This window comes from Desulfonauticus sp. (assembly GCF_055126295.1).
This window is the reverse complement of the sequence record NZ_JBSRHE010000003.1, coordinates 1-22,448: the sequence shown is the minus strand read 5'-3', so window position 1 is coordinate 22,448 and position 22,448 is coordinate 1. Positions and strand designations below refer to the sequence as shown.

The 22,448-nt window shown below is 41.1% G+C and carries 19 protein-coding genes and 3 tRNA genes; 5 read left to right on the top strand and 17 right to left on the bottom strand.

What is annotated here, in order from left to right; all coding sequences use genetic code 11:
• The first annotated feature begins 22 nt into the window (after positions 1-22).
• Complete coding sequence (locus ACTCIM_RS02330) at positions 23-874, top strand: AsmA family protein (RefSeq protein WP_472313646.1); 852 nt, start codon at positions 23-25, stop codon at positions 872-874.
• Between the two features lie 31 nt (positions 875-905).
• Here the strand turns inward: ACTCIM_RS02330 and ACTCIM_RS02325 are convergent, their stop codons facing one another.
• The 8 genes from ACTCIM_RS02325 to groES all read right to left on the bottom strand — a co-directional run bounded on the left by ACTCIM_RS02325 (position 906) and on the right by groES (position 11,011).
• The gene (locus ACTCIM_RS02325) at positions 906-1,382 is read right to left on the bottom strand and encodes a MarR family winged helix-turn-helix transcriptional regulator (protein ID WP_464278745.1); all 477 of its coding nucleotides are present in this window, start codon (positions 1,380-1,382) and stop codon (positions 906-908) included.
• Positions 1,383-1,588: 206 nt separating this feature from the next.
• A tRNA-Thr gene (locus ACTCIM_RS02320) sits at positions 1,589-1,663 on the bottom strand.
• 252 nt (positions 1,664-1,915) lie between these two features.
• Positions 1,916-3,373, bottom strand: coding sequence for an amino acid permease (locus ACTCIM_RS02315; protein ID WP_472313644.1), 1,458 nt, complete (start codon positions 3,371-3,373; stop codon positions 1,916-1,918).
• A gap of 33 nt (positions 3,374-3,406) precedes the next feature.
• Entirely contained in the window at positions 3,407-4,822 is a 1,416-nt protein-coding gene (locus tag ACTCIM_RS02310) for a glutamate decarboxylase (RefSeq protein ID WP_472313642.1), read from the bottom strand.
• Between the two features lie 150 nt (positions 4,823-4,972).
• Positions 4,973-6,391 carry an aspartate ammonia-lyase gene (locus ACTCIM_RS02305; RefSeq protein WP_464278742.1) on the bottom strand — a complete coding sequence of 473 codons (1,419 nt, stop codon included), beginning with the start codon at positions 6,389-6,391 and terminating at the stop codon, positions 4,973-4,975.
• 12 nt (positions 6,392-6,403) lie between these two features.
• The gene (locus tag ACTCIM_RS02300; RefSeq protein WP_464278741.1) at positions 6,404-8,944 is read right to left on the bottom strand and encodes a cobyric acid synthase; all 2,541 of its coding nucleotides are present in this window, start codon (positions 8,942-8,944) and stop codon (positions 6,404-6,406) included.
• Positions 8,945-9,060: 116 nt separating this feature from the next.
• A complete protein-coding gene (gene groL / locus ACTCIM_RS02295) occupies positions 9,061-10,692 on the bottom strand; it encodes a chaperonin GroEL (RefSeq protein WP_464278740.1) in 1,632 nt (543 codons plus the stop codon).
• A 31-nt stretch (positions 10,693-10,723) separates the two neighbouring features.
• Positions 10,724-11,011, bottom strand: coding sequence for a co-chaperone GroES (gene groES / locus ACTCIM_RS02290; RefSeq protein ID WP_029969802.1), 288 nt, complete (start codon positions 11,009-11,011; stop codon positions 10,724-10,726).
• A 428-nt stretch (positions 11,012-11,439) separates the two neighbouring features.
• Between groES and ACTCIM_RS02285 the strand changes: the two genes are divergently transcribed.
• Positions 11,440-11,515: transfer RNA gene (locus ACTCIM_RS02285), tRNA-Lys, on the top strand.
• A gap of 7 nt (positions 11,516-11,522) precedes the next feature.
• Positions 11,523-11,598, top strand: a tRNA-Glu gene (locus ACTCIM_RS02280).
• 105 nt (positions 11,599-11,703) lie between these two features.
• On the opposite strand, the gene ACTCIM_RS02275 is transcribed toward ACTCIM_RS02280, so the two are convergent.
• Genes ACTCIM_RS02275 through ileS form a run of 9 tightly spaced genes read right to left on the bottom strand, consistent with a single transcriptional unit; the run spans position 11,704 to position 19,215 of the window.
• The gene (locus tag ACTCIM_RS02275) at positions 11,704-12,420 is read right to left on the bottom strand and encodes a protein phosphatase CheZ (protein ID WP_464278739.1); all 717 of its coding nucleotides are present in this window, start codon (positions 12,418-12,420) and stop codon (positions 11,704-11,706) included.
• Positions 12,421-12,430: 10 nt separating this feature from the next.
• Positions 12,431-13,144 (bottom strand): nitrogen regulation protein NR(II), encoded by a 714-nt coding sequence (locus ACTCIM_RS02270; RefSeq protein ID WP_472313640.1) that lies wholly within the window; start codon positions 13,142-13,144, stop codon positions 12,431-12,433.
• Positions 13,128-13,655, bottom strand: coding sequence for a PilZ domain-containing protein (locus tag ACTCIM_RS02265; protein WP_464278737.1), 528 nt, complete (start codon positions 13,653-13,655; stop codon positions 13,128-13,130). The genes ACTCIM_RS02270 and ACTCIM_RS02265 overlap by 17 nt, the downstream gene beginning before the upstream one ends.
• 16 nt (positions 13,656-13,671) lie before the next feature.
• Entirely contained in the window at positions 13,672-14,112 is a 441-nt protein-coding gene (locus ACTCIM_RS02260; RefSeq protein WP_472313637.1) for an NIL domain-containing protein, read from the bottom strand.
• Positions 14,113-14,116: 4 nt separating this feature from the next.
• On the bottom strand, positions 14,117-15,001 hold the full coding sequence (ybgF, locus tag ACTCIM_RS02255; protein WP_472313635.1) for a tol-pal system protein YbgF: 885 nt from the start codon (positions 14,999-15,001) through the stop codon (positions 14,117-14,119).
• Entirely contained in the window at positions 14,961-15,176 is a 216-nt protein-coding gene (locus ACTCIM_RS02250; RefSeq protein ID WP_029969520.1) for a PLD nuclease N-terminal domain-containing protein, read from the bottom strand. Before ACTCIM_RS02250 ends, ybgF begins: the two co-directional genes overlap by 41 nt.
• A 5-nt stretch (positions 15,177-15,181) precedes the next feature.
• Positions 15,182-15,928: a prolipoprotein diacylglyceryl transferase gene (gene lgt, locus ACTCIM_RS02245; protein ID WP_472313633.1), complete on the bottom strand. Its 747-nt coding sequence runs from the start codon at positions 15,926-15,928 to the stop codon at positions 15,182-15,184.
• Positions 15,909-16,400: a signal peptidase II gene (gene lspA / locus ACTCIM_RS02240; protein WP_472313630.1), complete on the bottom strand. Its 492-nt coding sequence runs from the start codon at positions 16,398-16,400 to the stop codon at positions 15,909-15,911. Before lspA ends, lgt begins: the two co-directional genes overlap by 20 nt.
• Before the next feature lie 4 nt (positions 16,401-16,404).
• Positions 16,405-19,215, bottom strand: a complete 2,811-nt coding sequence (ileS, locus tag ACTCIM_RS02235) for an isoleucine--tRNA ligase (protein WP_472313628.1) — start codon at positions 19,213-19,215, stop codon at positions 16,405-16,407.
• Between the two features lie 113 nt (positions 19,216-19,328).
• On the opposite strand from ileS, the gene ACTCIM_RS02230 reads away from it, so the two are divergent.
• Together ACTCIM_RS02230 and ACTCIM_RS02225 are read left to right on the top strand one after the other, a co-directional pair.
• Positions 19,329-20,588, top strand: a complete 1,260-nt coding sequence (locus ACTCIM_RS02230; RefSeq protein WP_472313625.1) for a YihY/virulence factor BrkB family protein — start codon at positions 19,329-19,331, stop codon at positions 20,586-20,588.
• A gap of 555 nt (positions 20,589-21,143) precedes the next feature.
• Positions 21,144-22,448 (top strand): type I restriction-modification system subunit M (locus ACTCIM_RS02225; RefSeq protein ID WP_472313622.1); only part of this gene is annotated, 1,305 nt, incomplete at its 3' end.

The window sequence follows — 22,448 nt, the reverse complement described above, 5'->3', positions numbered from 1 at the left end:
GAACAAAAAAGGAGGAAGGGGTATGAAAAAGATACTTATTTTGTTGGGTTCTGTAGTTTTCTTGTTTATTATTATTTTATTGCTGGCCTATTTTAACTTAAACACTATAGTAGAGCAGGGTATAAAACAGGTAGGTCCTGAAGTAACCAAAACCAGTGTTGACCTGGATAAAGCCAAAATATCTTTGTTTTCAGGCCAGGGAAAACTTTATAATTTTGTCATTGGCAACCCTAAAGGCTTTAGCAGTCCCTATCTTTTTAAGGTAAAAGAATTTGAGTTGGACTTAGAGCCACTTTCTCTACTTAAGGATTTGATAGTTATAGAAAAGATTTATATTGATAGCCCCAGTTTTACTTATGAACTAAAAGGGAAGCAGGACAACTTAAAAACTTTTATTAACAATATGGAGAAAGGAAAGAAAAAGGAAGTAAAGGAAGAAGTAAAAGAAGAAAGCAAAGAAAAAAGTGTAGAATCAAAGTCTGAAAAGAGTATTTTAATTAAGGAACTGGTGATTAAAAAGGCTAATGTGGATGTGGTGTTGGCTGATTTTGGACAACAAAAGAGTCAGGTGCTCATAGATGAGATTCGTTTAACTAACCTGGGTGGTAAAGGTAAAAGCGCTAAAGATGTAATGGCTAGAATTAGTGAAGAAATAATTAATAAGGTTATTCCTGGTATAGGCCCTGCAGTAAAGCAATTAACAGAGAAATTAAATAAAGTGGGGGAACAGGTAAAAGAAAATTTAGAAGCGTTAAAGAAGGGCAATTTAAATCAGGAAAAGGTAGAGCAACAGGTAAAAGATTTTAAGAAGGATTTTAAACCTGAAGAATTAGAAGGTCAGTTTAAAAACTTTTTGCCTGGTCAAAAACAATAGGATGGTTTTGAGGTAGAGGAGAAGGTCAGAGTTAAGCCTGGCCTTCTCTTAATTCTTTTCTTACCTTATCCATTATTTCCTGGAGATTCTGCAGAGAGACAAGAAGCTGTTGGCGTGCCTGGGGTGAGATTTGTAAGAGAATTTTTTTGTGGAGTTCGTGTCGAAAGTGTAAGATTTTCTCGATTTGTTCTTTTCCCCTCTTGGTTACAAAACATTTCTTTAACCTGGCATCCTTGGGGTCAGAGGTATAGGAGACCAGGTCTTTATTGATTAAGCCCTGCACCAGACGAGTAACTCTACCTTTGCTAATATCTAAAGTCTTGGTAAGTTTTTTTAAAGGAACAGGTTCTAAACTGGCAATGGCCAGCAAACACTGGGCCTCTGCATAAGGTAGCTCAAAACGTCCGGCCTCATAATCCTGGCGTTTTTGACAGCAGGTAGAAATCTTTTGCAACAAATCTTGAAATTTTTGGGTCTGAACTTCCAAATCTTCTTGTTCTTTGTTCATAAAAATCTTTTGGACTTTTTTTTAACTAAAGTCAAGATAAGTTTGTTCTATTTAAACTTTTAAACGAGCTTTTAGATGGAAAAGAGAAATTGATAAGGATTGAGTTCCTCAGGCTTCACTTTGAACCATAGGGATTTGCCTGATAATTTAGTGGCGTATGGGGGTAGGATTTAAAAATTATATAATTAGGTAAGCCTTATTTTTACTGGAGCCGGGAATGGGATTTGAACCCACGGCCTGCTGATTACGAATCAGCTGCTCTACCACTGAGCTATCCCGGCATTTGCTTAATTTTTAGGAAGTTAAGGAAAAATTGCAAGGAAAAAATATTCTTAAGAAATTAAAAATAAACACATTTTGCACCCAGAATACACTTCACCTTAACCTTTTTAGGGAGCAACCATTTTGGGGGAATAATAAAAAACTCATAGAAAAGATTTGTTTTGTTCTATCTGGCAGTTGTCCCAGGTGTCCTGGGATAATTGGGGGCGTCTTAAAAGGCCCCCTTTTAATAGTCTTTAGAGTGGTTGAGTTTACTTTTTTTTCCATTCAGGTTTGCGTTTGGCATGGATAAGTAAGGGAATGCTGCTAAAGAAGATAGTGCTAAGGATGACTAAGAAAGTATAAAAGAGAGGAGAGCCTACAGGAAGTTGGCTGGGTGGGAAAAAAGCCACCACAAAGCTAAAAAGCATGGCTACAAAGCCTGTGCCCGCAATAAGCCACAGTCCCAATTTCCCGCCAGGCAGTTTAAAGGGCCTGGGAAGGTGAGGTTGAGTGTAGCGCAGCTTAATGACACTGGCATACATGAGCATGTACATGATTAGATAGAGGGAAATGGTCATAGCAGAAATGAGGAAGAATCCTACTTCCACATGTTTCATAAAAAAGTACAGGCTAGAAATAATGGTAACAATGATGCCCTGAATGATAAGTATGGGAACAGGCATCTCTTTTTTATTGGTTTTTTGTAAGATAGGCGGAAGTTCTCCTGCTTCTGCTGTGGCCAGCAGGCCTCTGCTGGGGCTAGCTATCCAGGCAAACACACCTCCCATTACTCCAAAAGCCACAAAGAGAGATAAAAGTTTTAGCAGCCAATCCAGGTGCCAGATATCTTTGATTATTGCTTCAAAGGTAAGAAAAATAGCTTTGGTCAGGTCAATTTTTTCATAGGGTAAAATGGCAGCAATAGGTATGGAGCCCAGAATGTATAAGAATAGAGAAACAAGGGCTCCCAGGGCAATGGCTAAGGGAAATTGCTTGCCCGGGTTTTCCATATCCAGGACATGTACTCCCTGTACTTCTATACCTGCAAAGAGGAGTAAAATTCCTCCTAAAAAGGCAATGGTGCCAAAACCATGGATTTCTGGCCAGAATCTGGGATGTCCAGCGTGTTCTAAGGCCGGGTCGCTAATTTGTTCCCAGCCCAGAGGATGTCCTGTGCTTATCCAGTAGAGAAAAAGAACAAAGAGAATAATTCCTGGAATTACAGTGCCCAGGATAAACCCCCAGTTGGAGAGCTTGGCAAAGCTTTCTACTCCGCCAAAGGCTACCAGAGTGGCCAGCCAATAGACCAGGATACAGAAGAGTCCGATATAGTAGTGATTGCCAGCTAAATCAGGCCGTCCCAGAGCATAGGCTACAGCTACTGCACCAAAGGTAAGGGTTACTGGATACCAGACCACATTTTGTATCCATTGCAACCAGATGGCCAGAAATCCCCAGCGATTGCCAAAGGCTTCTCCAATCCAGACAAAGACTCCTCCCTGGCGTTTGGCAAAAAGTCCACCCAATTCAGCTGAAACCAGGGCTGCGGGAATAAGAAAAAACAGGGTTGCAAATCCCAAATAAATGAACATGGTCATTTCCTCTTTGGCAGTCATGGCCATGCCGCGAATACTGGTCACCACACCTGCTGCGGTCATCAGTCCAAGAGCAATCACTCCTAAGGATTTTTCTTTTTTCTGGTTTGGAGAAGGTTTAGAAGAACTCACTTTTATCCTCCTATGGGGTTAAACTTATTTTTTTCATTTACCAGGCCAGGCATGGTGGTTAAAACTTGCTCCTTCTTCTGCTTGTACGGGTGTGCTAACAGGATGTTTTTGCAGATAGTCTAAAGAGCGTCTAAAGTCTTCTAAAAGCATTTCTGCCAGGTCCAGAGAAAAGCCATGCCTTACCACTATGCGCATGATAGCTATATCTGTGGCCCTGGGAGGAAGGGTATAGGCAGGTACCTGCCAGCCTCTGGTGCGCAGGCGATCAGAAAGTTCAAATAAAGTATAGCCAGGATTTTCCCCTTCTTTTATGCGCCAGGAGACAACTGGAATACCTCTGGAGCTATCTCCATCAAAGATTAGGTCAAAGGGACCAAGTTTGGCGATTTCTTTAGCCAGATACTGGGCTACCTGGTAACAATTTTGTTGAATGCATCTATAGCCTTCTCGGCCCAACCTTAGGAAGTTGTAGTATTGGGCGATTATCTGGCCTGCTGGCCTGGAGAAGTTTAAAGCAAAGGTGGGCATTTTCCCGCCCAGATAGTTTACCCAAAAAATTAGTTCTTCAGGTAAGTCACTGGCGTCATGCCAGATTATCCAGCCCACACCTAACGGGGCAAGCCCATACTTATGGCCAGAGGCATTGATGGAGCGAACGCGGGGAATGCGAAAATCCCAGAGTAAGTCTGGCTCTACAAAGGGAGCTAAAAATCCTCCTGAAGCAGCATCCACATGGATGGGGATGTTTAGACCTGTATCCTTTTCCAGTTTATCCAGGGCCCTGGCTATTTCCAGGACAGGTTCATATTGACCGGTAAAGGTCAGTCCAAAGGTGCAGACCACTCCAATGGTATTTTCATCCACCCTTTTTAACACCTCTTCTGGATTCATGCAGAATCTGTCCTTTTCCATGGGAATTTCTCTTAATTCCACGTCAAAATAGCGGGCAAACTTATGCCAGCAGACCTGAACTGGACCAGTGATTAGGTTGGGCTTATCTGCTGGCTTGTTGGCCTTTTCTCTGGCCTTGCGCCATTTCCATTTTAAGGCCAGACCTCCCAGCATAGCTGCTTCGCTGGAGCCGGTAGTAGAGCATCCCAGGGTTTTAGCGGCCTGGGGGGAATTCCAGAGGTCTGCCAGCATATGCACACATCTCTTTTCCCTTTCAGCAGTGGAAGGGTACTCATCTTTGTCAATCATGTTTTTATCTATAGCCAGGTCCATTAGCTGGTGAACTTCATCTTCTACCCAGGTTTGACAAAAGGTGGCTAAGTTTTGTCTGGCATTGCCGTCCAAAATTAATTCATCCCGCACCAGACTATAGGCTACATCTGGCCTTAGTTGCTTTTGAGGAAAACGATACTTGGGTACAGAAAGATTTACTTCTGTACAGCCATAGATATCTGCAGTTAATTCCTCTAGGATATCTTTTTTGAAATGAATAGGCATAGGCTCTGCTCCTTTAAAGAGTATCTTGTAGTTGTTAAAAATATTACTTTAAAGGCTACTCTTTTCCCCAAGGTTTGGCAAAGTTTTTTTGTTTTTTTGAGCAGGAGAGTTATAGGGAAGGTATAGGAAAGTTTTTATACTGTTATATTTTTAATACTTTTTACCTTTTAAATTTAAAGGCCTGGGACAGGTCATTTGTTGGGGGTCTAAAAGGTCTTCCAGTTCTTTTTCTGTAAGTAAGCCCTTTTCCAAAACCAGTTCATAAATGGGTTTGTTTTTTTGTTGAGCTTCTTTGGCAATCTGGGCTGCCAGTTCATAGCCCAGGCAGGGCACCAGGGCTGTAGCTAATCCGCTGGATTTTTTAACCATTTCCAGACAATGTTCTTTATTGGCAGTGATACCCTGGATACACTTTTCTCTAAAGATAATGCTACCTTTTTTGAGCATTTCCATGGATTGAAAAAGGTTAAAAGACATAATGGGCTCAAAGACATTTAGCTCCAGTTGTCCAGCTTCAGCTGCAATGGTAATGGTCAGGTCATTGCCAATGACCTGGTAGCAAATCTGGTTCATCATTTCAGGAATAACAGGATTTACTTTGCCCGGCATAATGGAAGAGCCAGGCTGGACTGGAGGAAGGTTGATTTCCCTAAAACCAGCAAAAGGACCAGAAGAAAGTAATCTTAAATCGTTGCATATTTTGGATATTTTTACAGCAATGCGTTTTAGAATCCCAGAAAGTTGGACCAGGGCGCCAGTATCACTGGTTGCTTCAATCAGGTTGGGAGAGAGTTTTAGGGGAAGTCCTGTAAGTTCCCTTAATTTTTCTACCACCTTGGGTGCGTATTCTGGAAGGGTGTTTATGCCTGTGCCAATGGCTGTTCCACCTAGGTTTATTTCCTGCAGTAAAGTTAGGGCCTCTTGTAAGCGCTCAATATCTTCTCCAATGGTAATGCCATAGGCAGTGAATTCCTGGCCCAAAGTAATGGGCACAGCATCCTGGAGCTGAGTTCTACCCATTTTTAAGATGTCTTTGAATTCTTCTCCCTTGGCTAAGAAACTTTCCTTTAGTTCCTCAAGGGACTGGGCCAGTTCTTGGCCATACCAGATGGCAGCAAGTCTTATGGCCGTGGGATAGACATCATTGGTGGATTGGGAGAGGTTTACATGGTTGTTGGGATGTAAGTACTTGTATTCTCCTTTGTTTTTCCCAAGTATTTCCAGGCCAATATTGGCAATTACTTCGTTCATATTCATATTGATGGAAGTGCCAGCTCCACCCTGAATTACATCCACCAGAAACTGGTCATTAAACTTGCCAGTTCTGATTTGCTGGCAGGCAACAACAATTGCGTGCATGAGTTCTTCAGAAAGCAATCCCAGTTCAAAGTTAACCAGAGCTGCAGCTTCCTTGATAAAAGCCAAGGCGTCTAGGAGGCGATAATAGTGGCTTATGGGAATGCCAGTGACCTGAAAATTTTCCAGAGCCCTTACTGTTTGTACTCCATAATAGGCACTGGCAGGTACTTTCCTTGAACCCAAGCTATCCTTTTCTTCTCTAAATTTCATGGCACTCTCCTTTTAGTAGCCAAGGTGTTTTAAGATATAGTCCAGGTTCATGTTTTTTTCTACTAAATCAGCTAGTTTATCCAGCTTCCAGTTCAAATCAAAAGAGGGCCTATTGTTTAAAGGACCAAGGCCCTTGGCCTTTCTTAACCTGTTTAACCAAAAATGTCTAAATCCATCATTGTCAAAAAGGCCATGGAGATAAGTCCCCCAGATGTTAAGAGAAAGGTGTTTATATCCCAGTATTTTTTGCTTGCTATCCTGGAAGAGCGGGATGAGTTTTTTTACTGGAGTGGTCTGACCATGATGGATTTCATACCCCTGGACGGTTAAAGGCTGGGGCAAATAGGTGGCCTTGCTTTGGGTTAGTTCCTTTTGAAGAGACAGAGAACTTTTTAAAGGCAAAAGGCCCAGTCCCTTAATACTTCCTTTTCCTTCTAAAAAATATCTATCTTCTATTTCCAGGCCCAGCATCTGATAGCCACCACAAATACCAACTATCTCCATTTGTGTTTGAAATTCTAGGATTTTGGTCGCAAAGCCTTTGGTTTTTAAGTAGTTAAGGTCTGTAAAGACATTTTTGCTACCAGGAAGGATAAGAGCGTCTAATTCCTTTATCTCTTCAGGAGTTCTAATGATGAGCAGTTGGACATCTGGTTCTTCTTTTAAGGGGGTAAAATCTGTAAAATTGGAAATATGAGGCAAATCCAGGATACCTATGCGCAGTTCTTTGGATCCAGAAGCATTGCTTTGGGCTTTAAAACTTACGGAATCCTCTTCTGGTAAGTTAAAGTCAAAGTAGGGAATTATGCCCAGAGTGGGTTTACGGGTGATTTGGTGGAGAGTGGCCAGTCCAGGTTGGAGCAAACTTTTATCTCCTCTAAACTTATTGATGACAAACCCTAAGATGGTTTTTTGCTCTTCAGGGGAAAGTAAACTATAGGTGCCCACAAAAGAGGCAAAAATACCGCCCAAGTTTATGTCTCCCACTAAAAGTACAGGTGCGCTGGCATAAAGGGCCATTTTCATGTTCACAATGTCGTGTTCTTTTAAATTGATTTCTACCGGGCTACCTGCTCCTTCTATGAGAACAAGGTCGTAGTCTTTTTGCAATTGCTGAAAACACTCTTTTACTACTTCAAAAGCCTTAGGCTTGTAGGCAATGTATTCTTCTACAGAAAAGTTGCCCAGGGGCTTTCCACGCACAATAACCTGCGCGCCTGTTTCAGAGGAAGGCTTTAATAAGATGGGGTTCATTATAGCCTTGGGCTCTAAAAAACAGGCCTGGGCTTGCAGTACCTGGGCCCTGCCCATTTCCAGACCCTCCTGGGTAACAAAGGAATTTAAGGCCATGTTTTGAGCTTTAAAGGGTGCAACCCTTATGCCTCTGCGGGCCAAAAGGCGTCCTAGAGCAGCTACCAGCAAAGACTTTCCTGCATTGGAGGCTGTGCCCTGGACCATTAAGGCTCTGGCCTTGTTTGTGCTTGGAGAAAAAGACCGGGATTTTTTAAAAAAATGCCTGGCCAGGTCTAAAAATCTCTGTTGTTCCTTTAAAGGTCTAATGGCTATTCTTAAAAAGTCAGGCCCAAGACCCGGAAAATTATCTCCTTTTCTTACCAATACCCTGTTTTGAAAAAGGTATTGTCTAAATTCCTGGGCCCTGGGAGTGGATAGAAGCAGGAAGTTGGCAGGAGTGCTATGGATTTGCCAGGAAAACTCCTGGAGTTGGGATAAAAAAGTAGTTTTTAATTCCTCAAGGGTTTTTCTGGTTTTTTCTATCCACAGTGGATGTTTAAAATAGGCTAGGGCTAATTCTTGGGCCAAGGTACTAACTGACCAGGTGGGAAGATTTTGCTGGAGCGCAGAAATGAATTCAGTGCTACTTAGGGCAAAACCAATTCTTATCCCTGGGGTACTTAAAATCTTGGTCAGGGAATAAAGAAAAAGAAGGTTGGGAGCAATAAAGGGTAGGTATTTATGTTTTGACTCCAGAAAATCCCAAAAGGCCATATCCACGATAAAAAAACTTTTGGGAAACTTGTGGACGAGTTCTTTTAGCTTGACCTGAGAAAGCAAGCTCCCCGTGGGATTGTTGGGGTGAGCCAGGAAGACCAGGTGGGGTTTTTGGGCCAAAACCTTTTCTATTTCTGCCCAGGGGTAGGTAAAGTTATTGGCAGGAGAAAGGAAAATTTCCTTTAGGTTTAACTTATGTCTGGTTGCCCAGAGTTTGTATTCCAGATAACTGGGTTGCAGGATAAGTGCATCTTTAAGGTCAATTAAAGGGCCTAGAAAGGGAAATAGTTCAGAAGAGCCATTTAAGGGAAAAATATTTTCTGGTTTTACCCCGTAATATTTAGCAGCTTGCTCTCTTAACAGAGTATAGTTGGGGTCAGGATAGGCCAGACTGGAAGACAAGGTCTGGAGCAAGACTTGGTTTAACCAGGGAGGAGGGCCTAAGGGGTTTAAACTGGCTGAGAAGTCCAGGATGTTTTCTGGAGAAGTGTTTAGCTTTTGGGCAGCTTCCCAGATATTGCCGCCATGTTCTAAATCTTGCATCAAGTCTCCCTTCTTAACTTTGATTTCTTTGTAAGGGTATTGGCTTTTTTTCGCAATAAAAAAGGGCCGCCCTGAAAGACGGCCCTTTGCTTTTTTTAGAAGGAAAGAAAAGTGGATTAGTACATTCCACCCATGCCACCACCAGGCATTGAAGGAGTATCTTTCTTTTCTTCTGGTTTTTCAGCAATAGCAGCTTCAGTGGTAAGTAGGAGAGAAGCTACAGAAGCTGCGTTTTGTAAGGCAATACGAGTAACTTTTTTGGGATCAATTACTCCAGCCTTGTACAGGTCTTCGTATTCACCAGTAGCAGCATTGAAGCCTTCGCCATCTTTCATGGATTTTACTTTTTCAATAACTACAGCGCCTTCATAACCAGCGTTTTTACAGATCTGGAACAAAGGAGCCTGGGCAGCTTTGCGTACTACTTCAATACCAGCAGCTTCATCATCATCAGCTGGTTTTACATTGTCCAGAGCCTTTAAGCAGCGGATAAGAGCAACGCCACCGCCAGGAACAATGCCTTCTTCTACAGCAGCCCTAGTAGCATTGAGAGCGTCTTCTACTCTGGCTTTCTTTTCTTTCATTTCAGTTTCAGTGGCAGCACCTACATGGATAACAGCCACGCCACCAACGATTTTAGCCAGACGTTCCTGTAATTTTTCTCTATCATAATCAGAGGTGCTTTCTTCAATTTCAGCTCTGATTTGTTTGATTCTGGCCTTGATATCTTCAGGCTTGCCAGCACCATCTACAATAGTGGTGTTTTCCTTATCTACAATGATTCTCTTAGCTCTACCCAAGTCATCCAGAGTAGCATTTTCTAATTTTACACCCAGTTCCTCAGAAATTACCTGGCCACCAGTTAAGATGGCAATATCTTGGAGCATGGCTTTACGGCGTTCACCAAAACCAGGAGCCTTAACAGCAGCTACTTGCAAGGTGCCTCTTAACTTGTTCACTACCAAAGTGGCCAAAGCTTCACCTTCAATGTCCTCAGCAATGATGAGTAAAGGTCTGCCTACCTTGGCCACCTGTTCTAAAACAGGCAAAAGGTCTTTCATGGAAGAGATTTTCTTGTCGTGAATGAGGATATAAGCGTCTTCCAATTCGCAAACCATCTTTTCAGGGTCAGTTACAAAGTAAGGGGAGAGATAACCACGGTCGAACTGCATACCTTCTACTACATCCAGGGTAGTTTCCAGGCCTTTGGCTTCTTCTACAGTGATAACGCCTTCCTTACCTACCTTGCTCATGGCTTCAGCAATAATGTTTCCAATGGTAGGATCGTTGTTAGCAGAAATGGTTCCTACCTGGGCAATTTCCTTTTGGTCTCTGGTAGGTTTGGCAATTTTTTCCAATTCCTTGACAATGGCTTCTACTGCCTTGTCAATGCCACGCTTGATGGCCATGGGGTTACGGCCAGCAGCAACCAATTTTAAACCTTCATTAAAAATAGCCTGGGCCAAAACAGTAGCAGTGGTAGTACCATCACCAGCAATATCAGAAGTCTTGCTGGCAACTTCCTTTACCATCTGAGCGCCCATGTTTTCAAACTTGTCTTCCAATTCAATTTCTTTGGCTACAGTAACACCGTCTTTGGTAATAGTTGGAGAACCAAAAGACTTTTCAATTACTACATTTCTACCCTTGGGTCCAAGAGTTACCTTTACAGCCTCAGCCAGGATATCCACACCTTTTTTGAGCTTGCTTCTAGCATTAACATCAAATTTTATAACTTTAGCTCCCATATTGCTTCCTCCTTAATTGTTTGTTTTTTTATTACTCAATGATAGCCAAAATGTCGTCTTCTCTCATTACCAAGTGCTCTACGCCTTCAATTTTTACTTCTGTGCCAGCGTATTTGTTGAAAAGCACTTTGTCTCCAACTTTTACAGACATGGGAATGGTCTTCCCATCATCAGTGGTTTTACCTGGGCCTACAGCCACCACTTCACCCTTAATGGGCTTTTCTTTGGCAGTGTCAGGAATGATAATTCCACCTTTGGTAACCTCTTCTTCTTCCAAACGTTTCACCAGTACTCTGTCTTGCAATGGCTTTAAGTTCATGAATCTACCTCCTTAAGAGTTTTTATTATTGGCTTTTTATAGACAAAACCTGTAACGGTGGCTCATATAAGCACGCTATTAGCACTCGTCAAGAGTGAGTGCTAATATTTTTTGAAAAAAATTTTTATTTCAATAAATACTTGAATTAATTTGTATTTTTTAATTAAAGTTGATTGAGTTAAAAGTATAGGTCCAGAGTTTTTTTAGGATAATTAAAATACCTTTTATCTAAAGGAGTTGAATGAGGAGGTAATTGGATAGATTAAAATCTTGTTGGTGGAATTTATGTGAATATAACTTGTTTAACTATTTGTAAAAACAATAAAAAAAGTCCTTTGTTAAGCTTAACTCTTTTTATTTTTGTTAAGTTTTTTAGAAAAAAGTTGACAGTTGATGGGAGAATGAGTAAAGGTATCTTCTCTTCGGTTGGGCCGTTAACTCAGTAGGTAGAGTATCTGCCTTTTAAGCAGAGAGTCGCAGGTTCGAGTCCTGCACGGCCCACCATTTTTTTGTCCCCATCGTCTAGTGGCCTAGGACGCCGGCCTCTCACGCCGGTAACAGGGGTTCAAATCCCCTTGGGGACGCCAACCCTTAAGAAATAAAAATAAAAATATAAGCCCCTACTTTCTGGTAGGGGCTTTTTGGTTTTTTCCAATTATTTTTTATGACCTTTTGTAGTTCTCTGGATGTTATTAGAGCCCCAATTCTTGGAGTAAGGCATCCACATCTTCCTGCTTTACCTTTTCTTGAGGTCCTTTTAGTTTAGACATTTTGACCTGGGCTTCTTGTTTAATGCTCTGAAAGTCTTTTTCCGGGTGTTCTTCTTTGGTTTTAATGCTTAAGCCAGAACTGAGATAGAGATTTACTACCTTTTCTTCAATGGTTCTTAGAGTATCTACGATTTTTTTGATGCGTTGGCCGGTTAAATCCTGAAAGCTTAAAGAGGTCATGATGGCTAGGAGGTCTTGATTTAAGCTTTTTTGCCAGGCCAGAAGGGTAAAGCCTTCTTCAGGAGTAAGAGAATTTTGTTTTTTTAGTTTTTTGCAAATTTCTTCAATTTGAGGCATTTGATCTAAATGTTTTTCAACCACAGTCATAATATCCAGGGTGGCCTTTTCTGTGGTGCGCAAAATGGCATCTAGTTGGTCCGAAGTTTCATTAAAAAGGTGTTCTGCTTCCTTTTGAGACAGGCCATTGGAAGATTTTTTGGTGGCTTCAATATTTTCGTAGATATTTTTTAAACCACTGCGTAGTTCTTCACTTAAATTTTTATAAAATTCACTTTCCAGAAGGGTTTTGGTCAAAGCCTGACTTATTTCCTTTTCCAGAGTTTGGGCAATGGTTTCTTTAATAGAACCTTCCAGTTTACTACTTAAATCCGCTAAAACTTTTTTATACAGTTCTTCCATGACTTCCACCTTAGACTTGAGGTATAAATAGGGTCAAAGTAGTTGTATTTTCTTGAGAAAGAATTTCTGCTTTACCTTGAAATAGAGACAACAGTTTTTGTACAAGGGTTAAACCCAGGCCCAGATGATTTTTCTTAGAAGTTATAAAGGGTTCAAAGGCGTTTTCTACCTCTAATAGGGTAGGAGTAGTTAAAATTATCTTTAAAAAAGGCGTTTCTTTTTCAATAGTTAAGAAAAATTGGACCTGCTTGGGCTCTTTTTCCAGTTCTTCCAGGGCGTTTAACAAGGCTTGTTCCAGGGAAAAGTTTAAAAGTAAAGGAATGGTGGTAAAATTAAGGACTTTGTTTTCAACCTTTAGTTCCACATTGTGTTTAAAGAGAAGGTTATTTTGCCAGTAAGCTTCCAACCAGTTGAGAAAAGAATTTAAGTCCAGGGGCTGTTTTTCTAAGCTATTAAAGTTTTCTCGATACTGAATGATTTGGACCAGTTCATTTATCTTTTTTTCTGGTAGTTGTAATTGCTGGGGGTGTTTTTTGAGATCTTTTGCAGAAGTAGTTGTATCTAGTTTTTGCAAGACCAGGGAGGTCTGCATTTTGAGCAAGTGCAGGGGATTGTTTAAATTGTGCAAATATCCTGGAAACATCTGCCCTGCCAGGGCCTGTGCATATAAATTTAGCCAGGGAAGAAGTTCTTCTAGAGAAGATGGTTCAAAGTTTTTTGCCACGTAGAAGCTCCCTTTGTTCTTTAAAAACAAACTGAACAATTTGCTCTCGATCTGAATCGCGCAAAAAAAGATATTTCAGGGCATAGAGATATTTTTGATTTTGTTCACCTTCCAGACGCAAGATTTCTCCTACCAGGCCAATGAGAAGGGGCGGTAAGGTGGATAGAGAAAGGGCTACTTCAATGGGGGTGCCTGGTTCTAATTTTTCTTGGCTTAAAAATTTTAGGCCTGCTCCACTTATTTCTACAACCTCCCCTTTATAGGGAAAGTCCTGGGAAAGGCTATTTTGGTTGAGCAGAGAAAGGATTACATCCAGTTTGTTGTTGAGGTTGCTTAGAAATTCCAGGAGTTCTTTGGGTAAATAGGGAGAATTCAGATTTTCTAAAGAGATATCTTTAAAATCACATCCCAGACAACCCAAAAACAAAGGACGGGCGTCCTTTTCTGTGAACCTAAAAAACATTTTTAACCTGGTAGGTACTCTGGAAAAGGTTCTATTTTCTGAAGACATAACTTATCCTATAGATTTATTCTCCATTGGTGTCAATTTGCACCTGCATGGCATTGACTGGACATACCCTGGTACAGCGGCCACAGGCTGTACACTTATTGGAGTCAAACTTAATGAGCCTGGATTCTTTTTCCAGGTACAGAGCCTGAGGTAAACACAGACTTAAACATACCCCACAGTGCATACAGGAATCTTCATCCCGGGTAATGTTTTGAGAAACTTCCTGGATGGTGATTCCCTGCTCCATTAAGTAGGAAAGGCCCTTTTGAAAGTCTTCCTCTGGACCGCTGAGCTCAATAATCATATGCCCTTCTTCTTTAGGGGTAATTCTGGCCTTTAGGATATTGAAAGTAAGGTCAAACTTTCTGGCCAGGGTGCACATCATGGGTTTTCTAGAAACATTTTTGCTAAAGTGTAAGCTAATTATTTTGCTGGGATACTTTTTGGAGCCAGGCATTTTTTTACTCCTTTTCCAGTTCAGCCAAAAAGGCCTTGGCCCTTTCAGCTTCTGTGGTTTTGGGGAATTTTTGAATAAGTTCTTTTAAAAGTAAAGTAGCTGCTTTTTTCTTTTTTATTTGAGCAAAGGAAATGGCTTCTTTTAAGTAGGCTGCTGCGGTTTTATTGGACTTGGGATATTTGTCTATTACCTCTTGATAAGCCAGAATGGCCCTTTTGTAGTCTTCTTTTTGATATAAACACTCTCCTTTCCAGAAAAGGGCATTGGAAACCAGCTTATGTTTGGGGTATTCCTGGACAAATTGTTCCCAAAGGGTTTGAGCCAGGTCGTATTTTCTCTGGTAAAAGGCATTAAGGGCCTGTTGATAGAGCTCTTCTGGAGAAGAGGTCTTGAGTAGGGCTGGAGTTTGGGCTTTTGAGGAGGAAGAGGTGGGTTTTTCTAGATTTAAGCCCAGATTGCTTTCCAAAGCAGCTACCAGGCCTTCTAGTTTGGCCACTTTGTTTTGCAGTTCTTGGGTTTGCTCCAGGAGGTTTTGAGAGGACTCCTTATCTTTGTCCAAAGAGTATTTTATCTCGTCTATTTCCCCACTTAAGGAAGCTAGACTTTTACGCAAGCTTTCAATTTCTGCCCACAGATTGGCCTGGGCACTGCGCACTGGTGTGGCGCTTTGCTCTATTTTTTGCTGCAAGGTGGCAGTGATTTCTTGTAGTTTAGTTTGCAGGTTTACAACTTCTTGCTTTAATTGCTGGTTTTCCTGCTGCTGGGTGTATAACGCCAGACGCAAACTATCCAGGTCTTTTTGACTGGCACAAGCCAAAAGAAAAAAGAGATTTAGGACAAGTAAAAATTTACCAAACTTTTTTAGCTCTTTTCCTTCCCCAAAACACATACACAAGTCCTCCTAAGACTGGAATAAACACACTTCCTGCCAGCCAGGCCATCTTTTCCTGGGGTGTTTTAAAATCTGAGCGAAAAATATGCCAAATAGACCAGAGATTGGGTAAAATGGGAATGAGTAGAAGTGGAAGTACGTAAAAAAGCTTATCTGCAGGTATGCCAAACATTTAGTTTACTCCTTTTTTCTAAGTAATAGGAATAACCCAAGAAAGAAAACAAGCAAAGCAATTACCTGGGTTGCACTTAAAAAAAGAATTTCTCCTCTATAATCTCCACGCAAAAATTCAATTCCAAAACGAAAAATAGCATAAAGAATCAACAAAAGGGCAAAAATTTGACCGTCCTTTTTAAACCATTTTTTGCTCAGCAAAAGCAGGCCAAAGGTGATAAACCCGGCTAGAGAGTGATAGATTTGAGTGGGGTGAAGGGGGACAAAAAGGGGAGCCAGAGAGTCTGGGTTGGTAAAGGTGATGCTCCAGGGTACATGGGTTGGTTTGCCATAACAACATCCAGCAAAAAAACAGCCCCAGCGCCCAATGGCCTGGCCCAGAGCAATGCCTGGAGCCAAAGCATCTGCCCAGGGTAAAAGGGGTTGTTTATAGCGTTTAAAAAAGAAGTAGGAGCTAAGGGTTGCGCCCAGAGCTCCACCCAAAAAGACCAGACCACCCTTCCAGAACATCAGGATTTCCACAGGATGTTTTAAAAAATAGTTAAAGTTTAAAAGCACAAAAAAGAGCCTTGCTCCCAGTAAAGCGCCTATGAGGGCATAAAATCCCAGCTCAGAGGTAAGCTTGGGGTTTAATCCCTTTTTTTTAGCTTCCAGACTGGTAAAGGCCAGAGCCATTAAAATGGCTGCAGCAATAAAAAAACCATAAGTATAGATAGTAAAAGGTCCAAGCTTAATTAAAACGGGATGCACTTTTTTTCCTTTTGTAAAAAGAAATAATTAAACTCATGGTTCCGCAAAAAATAGCAATATCTGCCACATTAAAGGCTGGCCAATGATATTGTTTGATATAAAAATCCAGGAAATCTATTACCTTACCTATTCTGATGCGGTCTATCAGATTGCCCAGTGCTCCACCCAGAATAAGCCCTAAACCTGTAAAAAGATAATAGTCCTGTCTTTCCACAGTTTTTAGTAGGTGAAATATAAGCACTATAGCCAGCGCAGAAGCTCCAATAAAAAAATAGGTCTGCCAGGAAATATCTGCCCGATTGAGAAAACCAAAGGCAGCACCTTTATTCAGGATATGCACCAAGTTAAAGAATCCAGGGATAATCACCTTTTCTTCCCAGAGAGGAATGGTTTTACTAATCCAGACTTTGGTTATCTGGTCCAGAAGTAAAACTATTCCGGCTAGACTAAAGGCTAGTTTGTATTTGTTCATAAGTTTATGCTCCTTGCAGTTCTTTTAATACCCGGGCACAGCGAGGACAGACCTTTTCAAAGGAGTCATGGGTGCCTGTCTGGGGATGATATATCCAGCAACGTTCGCACTTTTCCCCTTCAGCCTGACTTACTTCAATTTTCAGATTTTCAATTTCTTCACTAATAAATACTTCTTTTGAGGGTTCTTCGGTTTTTAATTCCACCTGAGACACAATAAAAACTTCTCTTAACAATTCCTCTTTTCCCTTAAGTTCAGCCAGTTGTTCTGGAAGGTAAAGGGTTATCTTGCACTCCAGGGAGTGCCCTACAATGCCTTCTTTGCGCTTGGGCTCTATGGCTTTGGTAACTTCTTCTCGCAGGCTATAAACCAATTCCCAGAATTCTTTTTCTTCTGCCAAAAAGTCTAGTTCAGGTTCACTAAAATTGTAGCCAAATACAGTATCTACTTGAGGTTTCAGGGGTTCTGGAAGGTGCTGAAAAATCTCCTCTGCAGTAAAACTTAAAATGGGAGCAATGTTTTTCAGAAGTAAAAAGAGAATGGAATAAAGGACGCTTTGGGCAGAGCGTCTTTCTGGACTGGTTGGATGGCTTACATACAAGCGGTCTTTTAAAATGTCCAAATAAAAGGCAGAAAGCTCGGTTACGCAGAGTTTATGCAAGGTATGGAATACCTTGTGAAATTCAAAGTTTTCATAGGCCCTTTGCATTTTTTTATGCGCCTGTAAGGTGAGGTATAAACCATAACGATCCAGGGGCAAAAGCTTGTCTGCAGGCAAAAGGTCTTTTTGAGGGTCAAAGTCTTTTAGATTACCCAGGATAAAGCGACAGGTGTTGCGGATACGGCGATAGGCATCCACCAGACGGGTTAAAATTTCCTTGGAGATGCGTAAATCTTCTTGATAATTTACAGAGGAAACCCACAGGCGTAAAATTTCTGCTCCGTATTGGTCTATGATTTCCTGGGGAGCAACCACATTGCCAATGGACTTGGACATTTTTCTGCCTTCACCATCTACTACATAACCATGGGTGAGTACTGCCTTGTAAGGTGGCAGGTCTCTGGTGCCTATGCTGGCCAGAAGAGAAGAGTGAAACCAGCCTCTATGCTGGTCTGAACCTTCTAAATAGAGGTCAGCTGGAAAATCACACTCTGGCCTTTTTTCTACCACAGCAGCAAAACTGGTCCCAGAGTCAAACCACACATCCAGGATGTCGTCTTCTTTTTCAAATTCACTACCACCACAGTGAGGACAGGTAAGACCTGCAGGCACAATTTCCTCTAGAGAAGCTTCAAACCAATAATCTGCTCCCCTGGGATGGGTTTCAAAGCGATTTACAATTTCTTTGGCCCACTTAGCATCATACCAGGCCTCCTGACATTTTTTACAGACCAGGGCAATAATGGGTACACCCCAGGCCCTTTGCCTGGAGATACACCAATCTGGTCTTTGCTCTACCATGTTGTAAATCCTATCCCTTCCCCAGGCAGGTATCCATTTTACCTGCTTGTCTATGGCTTCCAGGGCTTTTTGCCTGAGGTTGTTGGCTTCCATGGAAATAAACCACTGGGTAGTGGCTCTAAAAATCACTGGTTTTTTACAGCGCCAGCAATGAGGATAGGAGTGCGAAATTTTGCTTTCAGCCAGCAAGTGACCAACTTCTTTAAGTTTTTCAATAACTTTAGGGTTGGCTGCAAATACATTGAGGCCTGCAAAAAATTCTACGGATTCTAAAAATTCTCCTTTGTCGTTTAAGGGAGACAAAATTTCCAGATTATAACGCAAGCCTGTTTCATAGTCTTCCTGTCCGTGTCCAGGAGCAGTGTGCACGCAACCTGTACCTGTTTCTAAGGTGACATAATCAGCCAGGACCAGAGGAGAAGGACGGTGGTAAAAGGGGTGAGTGGCCTTAAGCCCTTCTAGTTCTTCTCCTTTTACTTGCAGGAGTATTTCCGGGTTTTCCCAGCCAAAGATTTCACTGCAAGTGGCCAGAAGATAGTGGGCCAGGAGATAGTTTTCTTCTTTGACGCGTACAAATACATAGTCAAATTCAGGGTGCACAGCTACAGCCATGTTGTCAGGCAAGGTCCAGGGAGTGGTGGTCCAGATGATGACGTAGGTGTTTCCTTGTAGTTGAGGAAATTTTTCTTTTACCTTGGGGTCAGTTAAGGGAAAACGGACATAAATAGAAGGAGAAGTATGGTCTTTGTACTCTACTTCTGCTTCTGCCAGGGCTGTTTTACAGGAAATACACCAGTGAATGGGTTTTTTAGCTCGTTTTACTGCCCCCCGCTCCATGAAGTTGGCCAGCTCTCTGGCTGTGGCAGCTTCATACTCTGGGCTCATGGTCAGATAAGGTTTGTCCCAAAGTCCAAGCACTCCCAGGCGTTTAAACTCTGAACGCTGAATGTCTAAAAATTTCAGCGCATACTGGCGGCACTGTTCTCTTATTTCAGTAAGGGGCAGGCTTTTTTTGTCCAGACCCAGGTTTTGTTCTACTTTTAGTTCTATGGGTAAACCATGACAGTCCCAACCAGGTACAAACTCTGCCTGGTAGCCACTTAGGTTTTTATATTTGACCACAATATCCTTAAGTATTTTGTTCATAGCTGTTCCCAGGTGGATGTGGCCATTGGCATAAGGTGGACCATCGTGTAAGGTATAGCGGGGACAATCTTTATTTTTGGCAATCATTTTTTGATAGGCATCTATTTTTTTCCAGAATTCCAGAATTTTGGGTTCATTTTTGGTGAGATTGGCACGCATGGGAAAGGAAGTTTTAGGGAGATTAAGGGTATCTTTATAGTCGCTCATTGTTTATCAGGCCTCCTTAAGTTTTTTGCTTGACGGAATTAAGGTTATGTAGTCTTAAATAGAGTAAAACACAAGTCAAGTAAAAGCCCTCTGGGCAGTAAAAAGAGGTAAGGATGGACTTACTCAAAACCATTGAAGTTTTTTTGTGGGAAAAGAAAGAAAAAGAAGGGTTAAAAGGCCGCTTTTTCCATTACTTGCGGGTTTTGTTTTTGGCTGGAGAGGGTTTTCTCCAAGATAGAGGAAACCTTTTTGCTGCTGCCCTGACCTTTTTTTCCCTTTTGTCCTTGGTTCCCATTTTGGCCTTAGCCTTTGCTGTGGCCAAAGGTTTTGGCCTGGATAAGTTTTTGGAAAAACAACTTTTGAGTAATCTGGCAGAACAAGGAGAAGCCCTTTCCAAAGCCATTGAATTTGCGCACAACTTACTCCAGAAAACCAGAGGAGAAGTGGTTGCTGGTATTGGGGTGATTTTTCTTTTCTGGACTGTAATTAAGGTCTTTTCCCAGATAGAGACTGCTTTTAATGAAATTTGGGGAGTAGAAAGGGGAAGAAGCTGGACCAGAAAGTTTACAGATTATTTGTCTCTTTTTATTTTAGTTCCTTTTTTATTTATAACCGCCAATAGTCTTGCCCTTTATTTGGCCAAAAAACTTTCTCTCTGGACTTTGGGATTACCTTTTTTTATTTCCTGGATTTCTATTCTTTTTTTAAAACTTGTTCCCCTTTTTTTATTTACCTGCCTTTTTGCTCTTCTTTATATTGTCATTCCCTCCACAGAAGTAAAATTAAAACCAGCCTTTGTTGCTGGCTTTATTATCGCTATATTGTATTTGATTTTGCAAAAGATGATTGTGGTAGCCCAGGTGAATTTGGCCAGATTTAATGCCATCTATGGTAGTTTTGCTGCCTTTCCCCTTTTTGTCTTCTGGTTAAATTGGAGTTGGAGCCTGGTATTGCTGGGAGCAGAAATGGCCTTTGTCCTACAAAATTTTTCCCTGTTAAAAAAGAGAGACCATACCCTTTCCCTAAAGGATTTAAAATACCTTTCCTTGTATTGTTGGGCCAAGTTGGGCAAGCACTTTCTGGAAAAAGGAGGAGGAGTTAGCGTTCGGGAGTTATTAGCAGACTTACCTGTTGGGGTGGAAACCTGTAGAAAAATAGAAAAGCACCTGGTTGGAGCTGGACTGGTTAAAATTCTTTGGGAAGAAGAGAAAATGCTTTTACCTGCTTTTTCTCCTCATAGCTTAACCGTGGAACAATTCTGGGAGCTCTGGGAGGAAGAAGGCAAAGAAGCCACTTCCTTAGAAGTAAAAAAATGGGTGGAAAAGGTAAAACAAAAGGGAAGTCAATGTCTGGTAGTGGATTTGTTGAAGTAGTCCTGGTGGAGGCGAGGGATAAAGAACTATATTTTTATCTTTAGCACTTTGCTTTTAAATAAGTTTTTTAGAATCATTTTTTAGCTCACCACCATATAAAATCACTTTTAATTCTTGATGTAAATTGTTTTAATAGGTTTATTCCTTGTAAAGTCGTATTCTATTGTATAGACCTTAGGGTAAAATATAGCTGTACACTTTTCAGTTAAACTTAGACAAAAACAAAACTAACAAGTTTTGTTAAATTAAATAACTTAGAATACTAGTTAAGTTAAAATTTTTGTTGTTGATTTGCCTGGAGCATTGTATTATTTTCCCTAGAAGACAAAGGATGAAGAGATATCTTGGTTTCTAAGCATGATTTTTTTGGATAGTGATAAAATATTATATGTAGCTTAAGGGTGAGTATTTAAGATTTGAAGTAGTTTTTTCAAATTCTTAACTTTGATTGCCTTTGTTTTGACTTTTCTTGAACTTTGTATATGCTGTAAACATAATATAAACAGCTAAAAAATATATGTTAAAATAAAGCTAACAGAATAAAGGAGAAAATTTATGGCAGTGAAGAAAACCCAGTTATATAGCCATCTGTGGGAAGCAGCTAATGCCCTTCGTGGTGGAATGGATGCAAGCCAATACAAGGATTATGTTTTGACCATATTGTTTATTAAGTATGTTACTGATAGATATAAGGGTGATCCCTATGCTGAATTCCTGGTACCAGAAGGTGGTAGTTTTGACGACCTTATTGAGGCAAAAGGAAAGTCCGATATTGGTGAAAGGATAAATAAAGTGCTGGCAAAACTTGCCGAAGAAAACGAACTCAAGGGTGTTATTGACCGAATAGATTTTGACGATAGTAGCAAGTTAGGCACAGGGAAAGAGAAAGTAGATCGACTTACCAGTCTTGTGGCAATCTTTGAAAATCCAGATCTTAATTTCAAGAGTAATAGAGCCGAAGGCGATGATATACTGGGTGATGTGTACGAGTATTTCATGAAGAAGTTTGCCACCGAAGCAGGAAAGAGCAAGGGACAGTTTTATACGCCTGCCGAGGTTTCGAGAATAATGGCAAAAATAATTGGTGTGGATAAAGTCAGCTCTCCAGATCAAACAGCATATGACCCAACTTGTGGCTCTGGATCTCTCCTTCTGAAAGTAGCCGATGAAGCAAAGAGCGAAACAGGTATAGATATATCTCTCTATGGCCAGGATAAAGACATAGATGTGGCAAACCTGGCAAGAATGAATATGATTATGCACGGGCGGCCAGATGCTGTTATTGAGCAGGGGAACACCCTGGCTGATCCTAAGTTTAAAAATGATGATTCGCTTAAAACCTTTGATTTTGTAGTTGCTAATCCTCCTTTTTCACAAAAAAACTGGATGAATGGTGTAAAGGTTGAAAACGATCCATACCACCGATTTGACGATGGCATACCTCCAGCCAAAAATGGTGATTATGCATTCTTGCTTCATTTAATAAAATCTTTAAAACCCAAAGGCAAAGGTGCTATTATCCTGCCCCATGGAGTGCTATTTAGAGGCGGAGCCGAGGCTGTAATCAGGCGTAATTTAGTACAAAAAGGATATATAAAGGGAATTATCGGACTACCTCCAAACCTGTTTTATGGCACAGGCATACCTGCTATTATAATGGTTATTGACAAAGAAAACGCCTCTGCCAGAAAAGGCATTTTTATGATTGATGCCTCAAAAGGATTCAGAAAAGACGGAGCAAAAAATCGTCTGCGGGAAAGAGATATTCACAAAATAGTTACTACATTTCATAATTTTGATGAAATTCCTGGCTACTCCCGAATGGTTAGCATGGAAGAGATTAAAAATAATGACTACAAC